This is a genomic window from Leptospira venezuelensis (assembly GCF_002150035.1).
In the GTDB taxonomy this organism is placed as follows: Bacteria; Spirochaetota; Leptospiria; order Leptospirales; family Leptospiraceae; genus Leptospira_B; species Leptospira_B venezuelensis.
This window is the reverse complement of record NZ_NETS01000011.1, coordinates 883304-896129: the sequence shown is the minus strand read 5'-3', so window position 1 is coordinate 896129 and position 12826 is coordinate 883304. Positions and strand designations below refer to the sequence as shown.

The following is a 12826-nucleotide window of genomic DNA, read 5'->3' as shown; positions in this document are numbered from 1 at the left end:
GATCACCTCCTTTTTAAGGAGATCAAAATCTAAGCTTGCTTAGAACGACGAAAACCCAGTCCTTGCTTGCAAGGGCTGGGGGTGTAACAATTCGGTGAGTCACGCTACTCTATATGTTTTCGAAGAGTCTTTTCTCTTCTTCTTAATAATTCAAACAAACGAAAGAATCAAACTGAGCAAAGATCGATCTTTGTCTGGAGATTTTTCCGTAGGAACTCCTACAGAATAAGGAGACCGCCCCCGCCCAAGTTCGGGTGGAGGAGGTGGGCCCGTGGGAGAAGCCTTTACCCCATATACTAAAATTCCCTAAACTTCAACTCCAATTTTGTGCTCAAATTCATGCTGGAATTCCTACAGAGTTATTCTAAAAATTTCTCGCTTAACAACTCGTGAACTATACCTGCTCCTGCCATTCCACCTGAAGCGGCAGCTAATAGAACAGAATGAGCACCACTTGCGTTGTCTCCGCAAGCATACACTCCATCTACACTTGTCTTTCCTCTTTCTCCGATTTTGTAGAAGCCAAACTGATCTTTTTCACAGCCAAGTTCCTCTCCGATTGTGGACTTTAATTTGAACGGGAAAGTCGGAAGTGCAAAGAGACCTGTCCTTTCGATATTCTCTCCGTTATCTAAACTAACTGATTTGAGTTGATCTCCTTCATATGCAAAGCCGGTGATCTTATTCTCTATTAAACGGATTTTTTTCTTATTCAATAATTCTTTTTGTTCTTCCTTAAGCTCTGCCTTTCCGTTTGAAAAAACAATTAAGTCTGATGCCAGATCGTAAATTAGGGGAAGCATATAGACTAACGTATCTCCGTTTCCGATTAGTCCTAACTTAGAACCTTTCACTTCAAAGCCATGGCAGTAAGGGCAATGGAAAATGGATTTACCCCAGAGTTCTTTATAGCCTGGGACCGAAAGATATTTATCTTCTACTCCATATGCGAGAATAACCTTTTTAAAACTAAATGTTTTGCCTGCCGATAATTTTGCAATAAAGCCTGATCCGGAATTTTCAACTGATATAACACTTCCCTCAAAAAAGTTGATCGTATTATATTTTTCTAAATCCTTTCTGACTAATTTTCTCCATTCGGCAGGGTGGATCCCGTCTCTGGTCGGAAAATTATTTAGATGAGAAGAAGCCGCATTCCTTGGACGATTATCGTCGCATACAAGTGCAGTTCTGCTCATTCTTCCCAAAGCTAAGGCCGCACTGAGACCTGCCGGGCCTCCGCCAATGATCAATACTTCGTAATCAAATCTCATGTTATCCCCCTCGAGAATTTTTTATGATATTAATTATTGAAATTTTACCATCCCTAAAGTTGTAAATACATTTGAAAGAAAATCGGAATTTTTTGATTTTATTCCGAATTTAGTTGATTAATTGATACTAATTCGGTATCAATACTGTATGGATTTATCTAAATTGAGATCTTTTATAGTCGTGGCAGAGGAATTGAATTTTAGGAAAAGCGCTGAAATTTTGGGAATATCCCAACCTCCTTTGACTAGATTGATCTCCTCTTTCGAAGAGGAACTTTCTACTAAACTATTCGAGAGAACTACAAGGCACGTAAAGCTTACCGGAGCGGGAGTTCATCTATTAAAAGAAGGCAGGGAGATCATTGCTAAAGCGGAAAAAATCGAAAAAGAAGTTCGTTCGATCGGGAAACTCAAAGCGGGAGGTCTTAGCATAGGTTTTTCTACTACTACTTTTATGGCGAGTTTACCTCAGATTATCAACGAATTTCAGGATCGTTTTCCTCGGATTAAATTGCAGCTTCAGCAAGAGACTCGAAACAGAATTATCAAAGGTTTAAAATCAGCTCAATTTGATATTTGCTTTTTAGAAGGAGAAGTGCCTGATCCACGTTTGGAAAAACATCCAGTTCATGACGAGGTGCTCGGTGTTCTCGTTCCTAAAAGACATCCTCTTGCTAAAAGGGAAGAGATCGAGTTTAAGGAATTAAAGGACGAAACGATTATATTACATCCTAAAAAAGACTCTGGAAGTTTTTATGATACGATCTCCTCTCTTTTTAAACAAAGTGGGATCAAGCCCAAGGTTTATATAAAGAATGAAAGAGAAAGTTGTCCTATTTTGGTTGCTACTGGTAGGGGAGTTTCTTTAACAATTTTAGGTGCCCAGAATTTTGCGCCTGCTGATACAAAATTTGTTCCGATCAAACAATTATACTTACCTGTTTCCGTTTTTTACGTTCAGGAAAATCAAAACCCTTCATTAAAAACTTTTTTAAGTTTTGTTTCTGAAAGTAGTTTTATAAAAAACAAACATGCAGAATGCCTCATGGATGTAATGAGGCTTTAACGAAAGAAATAAAGACCAGGACGATAGCGTAAAATTTTGCAACCTGACGACCACCTAAGATTCAGACGTATTAATTCAAATTTTTTACTCTGTCCAGGCAACTTGGATCTCTCTCGGACCGACAAATGGAAGTCTTCCATGAGAAACTGAATAATTATCTATGTATAGAATATCGTCCTTCTGCCATGAGAAAATTTGAATATTCTTCCAGAATATGTTCATGATCGTTTTAATATCTCTATTAGAAATTTCTGAGCCATCTCCGTATGTTGCATGAACATCTAAATCTTCTGATTTGCTGAATAACTTTTTGATTCCAGTCAAAAAGTTCAGGATCAAATAGACTCCAAGCCCTCTCAAAGTTTTTTGCCTTTTGAAAACATATTTATATTCTAATCTAGGAGAATCTATATGAAATGTTTGGCTATGGTTATGCCAAGCTTTTGAACCTGCAATTGGATGCTTTCTGATACCAACTTGAGAATTAACTAATTTTAATTTATTTCCAGGCAGCCATTCATGTTCAAAATTTTGGTTTTTTATCTCCTTCTCCGCTTTTTTTTTATCTATAGTCTTAAACATTTCATTCCAAGGTTTAGTTTTCCATAGACTATAACGAGAAGCACCTGGACCATCATAATGACGAATATACTTGATCCCATGCTTTTCTACTTTGTTAGAAATATTGGAAGGCATCTCTCGTAAAACAGTTCTCAGATCAGTGATAGGAGTTTCTCCGTTTTTGGATGGAGCCACCTTTGCGTAAAAGAAAAGTTTTTTAGGAGGTTTATTTAGGAAACTCATCTCAGCATGTTGCATGATCGGATAAGCAGAAGGAAGTTCACTTGCAGTATGAACAAATTTTGTTTTTTTATCTCTGGGAGAAGTTCCCAAATATGCTTCCGAAAGATTGGAATCCAGGCTCAAAGCCACCTTTTCGAAATTTTCGGAAGAACCTATATTAAAACCTCTGAATAGAATTGCCCCGTAGATCAATAGATCTCTTTGTATTTCTTTATGATTTTTTTTGATCCAATCGGTTAGATATTTTAGATCTGCTTTCTCCGGAGAAGAAGGAGAATATATGATAGGAAGATTCAGACCTTTGATCAGGCTTTTGGAAATTTCTTGCGAAGTTTTGGTGTTCTTCGTTTTCTTTTTTTCTAAATTTGCATTTTTGATCAGAGCCTTTTTCTTCCCTGAAGTTCGAGTAAGACTAATCGTAGACATATGGATTCCCCTTAAAAACCACTTCAGCGAAACCATTTAGCCGTTTCGATTCGTATGTCTAATATATTGGAATAAAAATCGTTATTATGGATAATGATTTATGCAAATGCACATTATAATGTGCATTTGTTCAAAATTTAGAGGTGGCTCGGAAACTGGATCGACCTGAAGGCCTTTCTCACAAAACTTCCTCCAACTTATGAAATTATCCAAATTATTGATAGCAAATCGGGGAGAAGTTGCCATCCGGATCGCAAGAGCAGCCTCAGTGTTAGGAGTTCCTACAGTCTCCATATATTCAGAAGACGATTCAAATTCCAGGCATAGGTTAGCGAGCGATTCATCTGTTTTGCTCAAAGGAAAAGGTGTAAAAGCTTATTTAGACCAGGAAGAGATACTTTCCATTGCACAGAGACAAGGTTGCGATTCTATTCATCCAGGTTATGGATTTTTAAGCGAGAATTCAGACTTCGCTAAAAGATGTGAAGATTCAAAAATCAAATTCGTAGGCCCGGGTTCCAAGACACTTGAGATCTTAGGCGATAAATTGAAGGCAGTCTTACTCGCTGAATCTTTAGGAGTTCCTACCGTGCCAGGACTTCGTAAGGTAATCGATCTAAAAGAAGCAAGAGAATTCCATTCTAAAAATGGAATATTCCTTTTGAAAGCGATCTCCGGAGGAGGGGGAAGAGGAATCCGCATCATAAACAACTTAGAAGAATTAGAAACGAAGTTCAAGAGTTGTTCAGAAGAAGCACTGCATTCATTTGGAAATCCTAATTTATATGCAGAGAAATATCTACCTATTGCTAGACATGTAGAGGTCCAGATCTTAGGAGATGGTTCCGGTAAGCTCCTTCATTTTTGGGATAGAGATTGTTCGCTCCAAAGAAAAAATCAAAAATTGATAGAGGTCGCACCTGCTCCTCTTTTGGAGCCAAGGCTTCGAGAAAAGATTATCTCTTATTCTTTGAAGATTGCTTCTCATCTTTCTTATAAAAGTTTAGGTACTTTTGAATTTTTGATCGGTCCTGATTCGGAGATCTTTTTTATAGAATCTAATCCTCGATTACAGGTAGAACATACAATCACCGAGGAAATCACTGGAGTTGATCTGGTAAAAGCTCAGTTGGAGATTGCTTCCGGGAGATCTTTCCAAGAGATCGGATTAGATCAGAAAAATCTAGAGTTTCCAAAAGGTTATGCAATCCAAATTAGGATCAACGCTGAAACCTGGGATCAGAAAGGAGAGGTCCTTCCTTCTTCCGGGAAGATAAAAGTATTCGAACCTAGTTCTGGTCCAGGTATCAGGGTGGATAGTTCCGCTTATTCCGGATACGAAGTTGGACCTAATTTTGATTCCCTACTTGCGAAATTGATCATTCATTCTAAGTATATAGATTTTTCTAAACTCATCCATTCTGCATATCGTGCATTATCCGAATTTAGGATAGAAGGTATCAAAACAAATCTTCCACTTCTTCTAAATGTATTCAAAAGAAAGGAACTAGAATCGTATTCTGTTTGGACAAAGTTTATAGAGGAAAATATCTCTGCGCTTCTTAACATTCCGTTAACAGACCATAAAAAATATAATTTTGACCAGGGTGAGAATGATAATTTAGAAAATTCTAAAATAAAAGAAAAAATTCCGGAAGGATTGGTTTCTTTCCATTCTCCAATGACTGGGAGTCTTATCGATATTTATCCTAAAGAAGGAGAAGCTATTCGGAAAGGGGAAAAGATTGCACTTCTTTCTTCCATGAAGATGGAACATCTATTGCATTCAGAGGTTACCGGGATTATAGAAAAAGTTTTGACTCAACCTGGAAAGGTTATTTCAGAAGGAGAAACACTTGTTTGGATCAGACCAGAAGATTTGGAATATTCTTCCTATCAGAATGAAGAAGAAATCGATCCAAATCGAATTCGTCCCGACTTGAAGGAAGTTTTAGATCGTTACCTTTTGAACGAAGATGTTTCCAGGCAACAGGCAGTTTCTAAACGCCATAAAAGGGGACAAAGGACAGCAAGGGAGAATGTGGCGGATCTCTGTGATCCAGGAAGTTTTGTAGAATACGGAAGTCTTGCCATTGCAGCTCAAAGAAGAAGAAGGTCTCTTGAAGAATTGATTAAACTGAGTCCCGCAGATGGACTTATTGCTGGTCTTGGTACGGTGAACGCAGAATTATTTGAACCTCATTTAGCGAGAGTTTCTGTATTAGCTTATGATTATACAGTTTTTATGGGAACACAAGGTGCAATGAATCATAAAAAGACAGACCGATTTTTAGAAATGGTAGAAAGCCAAAAACTTCCTTTGGTATTCTTTACAGAAGGTGGGGGAGGTCGACCTGGAGAGGTGGACGTACCTGCAGTTGCTGGTTTAGATCTGCATACTTTTCGTAAATATGCAGGTTTAAAAGGAAAAAGTTTAAGGATAGCAATCGCTGCGGGAAGATGTTTCGCAGGAAACGCTGCATTATTCGGAGCTAGTGATATTAGGATCGCAACAGAAGATTCTAATATTGGAATGGGTGGGCCTGTGATGGTTAAAGGTGGAGGGCTCGGTAATTTTTCCGCCGAAGATATTGGTCCAGCAGAGGTCCAAACCAAAAACGGTGTAATTGATATCTTGGTAAAGAATGAAGAAGAGGCTGTCTTTACCGCTAAAAAGGCTCTTTCTTATTTTCAAGGGAATATCAAAAAATTTGAATATAACGATCAGAAAATTCTAAGGACTTTAATTCCTGAAAACCGCTTAAGATCCTACGAGATTCGTTCTATCATTTTTTCTTTGGCAGATACTGATTCCGTTTTGGAGTTTAAAAAAGATTTTGCGAAAGGAATCGTCACTTCCTTGATTCGAATTGAAGGAAAACCATTAGGTTTGATTGCAAATAATCCGACTTATCTTGGCGGAGCGATTGATGCAGAAGGAGCGGATAAGGCTTCCGAGTTTGCAGAATTTTGCTCCTTAAACAAACTTCCTATATTATTTCTTTGCGATACACCTGGATTCATGGTAGGGCCTGAGGCAGAGAAAAAGGGATTAGTTCGTAAAGCCGCAAAACTTTTTGAAGCGGGAGCATCTTTACAGGTTCCCGTGTTTACTATTATTCTCAGGAAAGGTTATGGTTTGGGCGCAATGGCAATGGCAGCCGGAAGTTTTCATTCTCCTGTATTTACTATTTCATGGCCAACGGGAGAATTTGGAGCAATGGGAATCGAAGGAGAAATTAGAACTGGTTACCAAAAAGAACTTTCAGAAGTGAAAGATTGGCAAGAGAGACAAGTTTTATTTGAACGTCTGGTTTCTGAGGCTTACGAAAGAGGAAAGGCGCTCAATATGGCTTCCTATCTGGAAATAGACGCAGTGATCGACCCCGCAGAATCCAGAAAATGGATTGTTCGAGGTTACAATTCTTGTCTTTAGAGAGACCCCAGTTGGAAATAAATGTTTTCTAAGTTCCTATAAAGATCTTGATTAGATCCGGATCTGTGTTTCTATTTTCCTCTCACCTGGGAGGTATTCATGTTGAGAAACCCTAAAGCAAAAATTATCGCTTTATTCACCGTGATCGCTTTGACCGTTTCCTTCTCTTATTTGAGTGCTCAAACTTCGAATGTATATGGAACGTATAAAGTAACGGGTACAAATCCGAATGGAAGTAAATACAAGGGAAGTGTAACGATCACTTTGAACGAGGATGGCTCCTATAATTTCGAATGGTCTGTAGGAAATAGTTTTTCTGGAACAGGCACTTTGAGTGGAAGCACTTTAACAGTAGATTGGGGTGATACTTATCCAGTGATCTATACTGTTAAGAACGGTGGAAATCGATTAGAAGGTACTTGGGGAAATGGAACAGGTACAGAAATCCTAACAAAATAAAATTTTCCTATTCGGAGATCACAAAATCCCTACCTCTTTGAGAAGAGTAGGGATACTGTTCTTTTTTCACAATAGACTTTGCTATCTCCGGAACCCTTAGATTTATATAAGCAATCAAACTGGACGCGGTTATTTTTCCATTAGTCAATGCCTTACCTTGTAGTCCTTCTAATACTGCAGTTGTAAAGACCCCATGTTCTAAAGCAGAAGATTCATAGGCTTCTTCTTTTTCAGAAGTGGAGGACATTACATAAAGGCCTGCTGATTTTGCCAGGTTTCCCAATTCTTTAAATTGAGTAGTCCATTCTCCTCCTGAATCGCAGGTATCAAACATCAAAAGTTTGCGAGTCGCTTTAATTTTAGAAACTGCTAAAACGAATTCCTCCTGACTGAATCCTGACTTTTCTAGATCAGGATTCTCTGGATCGAAGCCAGAAGTGAGAAAATAGAATTTTTCGTTCTTATTGGTCCCGTGCCCCGCAATAAATATAAAAACTAAGTCTTCAGGATTCGCTTTCTCTGAAACTTCTTGAAAGGTTGACAGGATCCCTTTTTTGTCCGCCTCACGATCATAGGCAGAATACGTTTCTGTCGAAGAAAATATATTTTGTTTTTTGAATGCAGGAGAAGAAGAAACTGCGATCGCATCTTTAACCGCATATTTCAGATCCATTTGTTTTCCTTGGTAATCGTCAACCGCTAAAAGGATTAAATGTAATTTGGGTAATCTTTCCGAAGAAAACGGTTTATAAAAGGAATGTACTTTGGAATAACTTAATAGGCCGGCTTTACTGGAACCGGAGATTCTGAAATGATTCTCTCCGGGAGAAAGTTCGGGAGTATATGTTTTGCGAATACAATGGTCTTGAGAAACTATACGTACTGATCTTGATGTTTCGGATAGAATTAAGGAATCGTTATGATATAGATTCAAATCACCGATCCCACCTCCTTCGTCGCAGACTTTCACATTTAAAAAGACTGATTTTTTGTCCTCGGATGGAACTAACTCAAGTTCTATTTTTGGCGGAGGAGAAGTATGTAAGAGATCTGATACGCTTGCTTGATTTTCCGAATCACCTTTGAAAATTTTATGGATCAGGCCGGGAGAAAAGAAAATATTATAGAAAGTCTCTGCTCCAAAGTGTAATTCTTCTTCTTCGGAATTGAAATAAAAATAACTTTCTAAGGTTTCTGAATCGTAATCGAATCTTCCTTTCGGATCAAAAACTACCTTACCTTTATCAGTTAAAACTATATTCGCAAGTTCCTTTCCATTTAGGTCGAATATTTTATGAGTTCCGTCGTCACTTCCAGTCAAAACTTGTTTTTCGTCGTTAATGAATAATGCCTTGTTCACAGTATCCGAATGTCCTGTAAAAGTGTTCTTAAGATTACCTTTGGAATCCCAGATCTTAGCGGTAAGATCTTCCGAAGCGCTTAAAATATATTTTCCATTTTTTGAATATGATAAAGAACGAACGGAAGATGTATGCCTTCCCAAATCACTGATTTTTCCTGTTAGTATATCAATTTCTTTTATTTTTCCATCATCTCCTCCAGAGATAAGTTTCGTTCCATCTGGGGAAATTTTAGCGCATAAAATGGGACTCTGTCTAGTTTCTAGAATTTTAATCTTTGTTCCTTCTCTCGTCCATAATATACTTTGGCCGTCTTCGCTGGATGTGATTATGTATTTTCCATCTGGAGTAAATTGTACTGCGGTAACAGGATCATTATGCGCGTAAAAATAGGATTTAGGTTTTCCTTTAGTATCGCGTATTCTTACTTTTCCATTCTCATCTCCAGAAGCTAGACTCAGTCCGTCCGGAGAAAAATCGAAAGAAGAAACGGAGGCTAATGAATCCGGAAAATCTGCCCAGGTCTCGAGATTTGCAGAAAGTATCTTAATTCTACTCTCATCGGACTGGTATACCAATCTTCCCGATTTAGGAGAGTGAGCAATAGTGGAAACGATGGAGGTATTGGAAGAGAAAACTTTATATTTTCGATCGGATAGACTCCACACAAGAATTGTTTTGTTTTCTAGGGCACTTGCAATTCTTCCATCTCCTAGGTCAGTAAAGGTGATAACCCCTGAGGATTCTTTCCAGCTTGGATGAAATTTTAATTCGTCCGCAATCAGCCCAAAACTTAGAACCGAACATACTATAATTAGAAAGATCCTCATGGATGTACTTTTATCCTTAGGGTTTAATTACCGTTCGAACTTATCGTTCCTTTTTTATGGGAACTTGGTGCAGGTTTATGAGTTTCATCCGACATAGAGTCGTTGAAATTCATTCTTACGGAAACAGGGAGACCGTCTTTTCCCAAAGGCACGAAGATCAATTTATTCTGAGGATTATCGTATGCTTTGTATTGGATGTATTTTTGTGAAAGGGATTCGTTTATGATCTTTATAGCATCCGAGTCCGCTTTTGCTTTAATAGCGATGATTTCAGCATCTCTTTGTGCATTCATCCTTGCGATCTCATTATCCTTTTTCTGGATTGCGATTTCGAATTTCATCGTTTCCAATTCTTGCTCTTTTGTGAGTTTTTTCTGGATCGCATCCATGATCTGAGAGCTAAATGAGATATCGTCGATATTTACGTTATTAATCTCTATATGGCGAGAGCTGAGCTTGTCTACCATCATGTCTTTTATCTCCGAAACGATCTTTTGATTGTTTTTGGAGATTTGGATCATCGGATAGTTTGTGAATGCATTCCTTACGGAAGTTCTGAAATCTTGTCGAACCACATGAGCATAATAACTTGTTCCGACTTCATTATGTAAACTTACTAATTGAGAAGGTAGAGGACGAATCGTGATGGACGCAACCACATCGATTTGAAGATCATCTCGTGTGATTACATCTATTTTTTCCTTATATGGTTCCCACTGTAAATTATATTCGATAATTGTTTTTGTAAATGGGTTAAAATTGTAAGTTCCCGCAGTTAGGACATCTTTTTGAAGTCCCTCCCCAAATGCGTCGAATATCAACCCAGCTTTACCCGGTTCAATCGTTATACAGGCTTGTGTAAGTGTTACACTCAAGAAGGTTAAGAAGAGCATTAGAATTTTCTTAAACATTTTATCGCTCCTATTGTTTACTTCTTTATGGACCCGAGTCTCTTTCGGAAAGTTTCAGTCCCTAATTTTCTTTCGTAATTATCTCCGTTTCGGCTATATTCCATTCCCCATCCGCGACATTTGTTTGGATTAGTTTAATACCGCGACTAACGGATTCAAATGGCCTTTCAATCTTTCCAAAAGGAGAATCTCCATAAGGTTTTGTTTGAAAAAGATTTAGTTGAGACTTGCTCGCGATTACTTTAATCGAATCTTTTCCGTAAGGTTCTCCTGCGGCGAGAATATAACCGGTTTTTCCATCAGGAACCAAGAGATCTGTATTTGATCTGAGGAAATTATTAGAATTATATGAATTCGGGAACAGGAGTAGAGTTTCTCCGTCACTTTGTAAAAGTATTAAATAAATATAACAATCTTCAGAACTACGAACTGTAAATTGAACTGGTTCGTTCGTATGGTAATTGGACTTTGAAGAACTTAATTCGATTTTGATATTTTTATTTTTCGGTTTTAACCCGTTTAAATTTTTTAATAAAAGGTTTTGGGTAAGGTAACCCGTGAGTTCATTAAAAACTTTTTCGGAGCCTTCTCGTTTAAAACTGCGTAGGAATTCAGATTTTGATGTTTCTATATCTAATAATTCCAGAGAATATCTTCCGTTCTGTTCTTTTAGGTAGATCAGTTTTTGAACGGATAGAATTTTCCCTAAACGAAGGGAGTTATTCTTATCTGTAATTCCGGTTTGTTGTAATGAAAGTTCGTTTAGAGCATCTGCCGTTTTTTTTCTATCTACGATACTTGCTCTTTCGGATCTGAGTAGGATCTCCTTTAGATCATCTTCTATACTTTCAGGAAAGTTTTCGGGAGAAACCAGGGCTAAATTGTATTTTTCCAAAAAAGATGGAAAATGTTTTAACTCCGCCTCCGGAATCGCCCTGGCTGGAGTAGCCTGCTCTTTGGAAGACGGAGTAAAACAATAAAGTGAAAGGAGAAAAAAAGGAAAAACCAGATGCCTGAGAGAGATCCTTCTTTCGGTCCCGGTTAGTTTAGTCTCCCGGACAGAAAAAGGTGTTATCATGAAAAATCTCTCCTAAGGGAAATAGTTCTTAACTTTGTTTTTAAGCTATTCCCTCTTAGGACCTTTTCAGACATAGATTTTACTCCAAAGTCCGAAAAATTCCGACTAGATCGAAAAATCTTCCATATATTCTACATATACTTTTGCTTTTTTGATCCTGAGATAAACTGTTTCACCTGGTAATAGATTTAATTCTTTAAAACTTGATTGGTCCAATAAGGATTCAATTAAAGTTCCGGAATCCAAACGTTTTAATTCTATTCTTACATTTCTACCTGTAGAATGAATATATTGGATCTCCGCAGGAATCCCTTGGGTAGAAGTTCTGGAAATTTCCACATCATAGGGCCTAACGTAGGCGACTCCTTCTTTGTCCACCACGTCCGAATGTTCTGGAGTCGCTACATCTATATCGCCTATCTTTGCGGTTCCTTCGTGGATCCTTCCGTGGAATAGGTTTACATCTCCTAAAAAGTGGAAAACGAAAGGTGTTTTAGGTTTATTATAAACTTCGTCGGGAGTGCCTATCTGTTCTATCTTTCCGGATCTTAAGATGACTATGGAATCGCTAACTTCTAATGCTTCTTCCTGGTCATGAGTTACAAACACGCTTGTAATATGGATCTCATCATGAAGTCTTCTCAGCCAGGTGCGTAATTCCTTTCTTACTTTTGCATCCAAGGCTCCGAAAGGTTCGTCCAAAAGTAAAAATTTAGGTTCGATTGCCAAGGCTCTTGCTAAAGCCACCCTTTGTCTTTGCCCTCCGGATAATTCGAAAGGAAATCTTGCATGGAAATTTTCCAACTGAACCAATTTCAAAAGTTGGAATACTTTCTCTTGGATCTCTACTTTAGAAGGTCTTGTAGATCTTGGGCGGACTTTTAAACCAAATGCAATATTTTCAAAAATCGTCATGTGACGGAAGAGAGCATAATGTTGGAACACGAATCCAACTCCTCTATCTTTTGAACTTTTGGATTTAGATTTTTCTCCGTTGAATAATACTTCTCCCTCGTCAGGAGTATCTAATCCTGCGATGATCCTGAGAAGTGTGGTCTTTCCACTTCCGGAAGGTCCTAATAATGCTACTAGATTTCCGTCCGGGATAGTCAGGTCTACATGGTCCAAGGCCTGGAATTTTCCGAATCGTTTGCTTACATTTCGAATTTCAATAGACATTC

General features: G+C 38.1%; 9 protein-coding genes. 3 read left to right on the top strand and 6 right to left on the bottom strand.

What is annotated here, in order from left to right:
- Positions 1-359: 359 nt before the first annotated feature.
- The gene (locus B1C82_RS20270; protein WP_086449332.1) at positions 360-1274 is read right to left on the bottom strand and encodes an NAD(P)/FAD-dependent oxidoreductase; all 915 of its coding nucleotides are present in this window, start codon (positions 1272-1274) and stop codon (positions 360-362) included.
- A 148-nt stretch (positions 1275-1422) separates the two neighbouring features.
- Here B1C82_RS20270 and B1C82_RS20265 point away from each other — a divergent pair, with 148 nt between their 5' ends.
- Positions 1423-2340, top strand: coding sequence for a LysR family transcriptional regulator (locus B1C82_RS20265; protein WP_086449331.1), 918 nt, complete (start codon positions 1423-1425; stop codon positions 2338-2340).
- An 84-nt stretch (positions 2341-2424) separates the two neighbouring features.
- On the opposite strand, the gene B1C82_RS20260 is transcribed toward B1C82_RS20265, so the two are convergent.
- A complete protein-coding gene (locus B1C82_RS20260; RefSeq protein ID WP_086449330.1) occupies positions 2425-3570 on the bottom strand; it encodes a TauD/TfdA family dioxygenase in 1146 nt (381 codons plus the stop codon).
- A gap of 199 nt (positions 3571-3769) precedes the next feature.
- Here B1C82_RS20260 and B1C82_RS20255 point away from each other — a divergent pair, with 199 nt between their 5' ends.
- Positions 3770-7006: a carboxyl transferase domain-containing protein gene (locus B1C82_RS20255; RefSeq protein ID WP_086449329.1), complete on the top strand. Its 3237-nt coding sequence runs from the start codon at positions 3770-3772 to the stop codon at positions 7004-7006.
- Positions 7007-7105: 99 nt separating this feature from the next.
- Positions 7106-7465 (top strand): LIC10280 family protein, encoded by a 360-nt coding sequence (lfb1, locus tag B1C82_RS20250; protein WP_086449328.1) that lies wholly within the window; start codon positions 7106-7108, stop codon positions 7463-7465.
- A gap of 7 nt (positions 7466-7472) precedes the next feature.
- On the opposite strand, the gene B1C82_RS20245 is transcribed toward lfb1, so the two are convergent.
- From B1C82_RS20245 to B1C82_RS20230, 4 genes are all read right to left on the bottom strand, one after another.
- On the bottom strand, positions 7473-9656 hold the full coding sequence (locus B1C82_RS20245; RefSeq protein WP_086449327.1) for a caspase family protein: 2184 nt from the start codon (positions 9654-9656) through the stop codon (positions 7473-7475).
- Between the two features lie 23 nt (positions 9657-9679).
- Positions 9680-10567, bottom strand: a complete 888-nt coding sequence (locus B1C82_RS20240) for a prohibitin family protein (protein WP_086449326.1) — start codon at positions 10565-10567, stop codon at positions 9680-9682.
- 61 nt (positions 10568-10628) lie between these two features.
- Positions 10629-11645, bottom strand: coding sequence for a DUF4384 domain-containing protein (locus tag B1C82_RS20235; RefSeq protein ID WP_086449325.1), 1017 nt, complete (start codon positions 11643-11645; stop codon positions 10629-10631).
- Positions 11646-11750: 105 nt separating this feature from the next.
- Positions 11751-12824, bottom strand: a complete 1074-nt coding sequence (locus tag B1C82_RS20230) for a sulfate/molybdate ABC transporter ATP-binding protein (protein ID WP_086449324.1) — start codon at positions 12822-12824, stop codon at positions 11751-11753.
- Between the last annotated feature and the right edge of the window lie 2 nt (positions 12825-12826).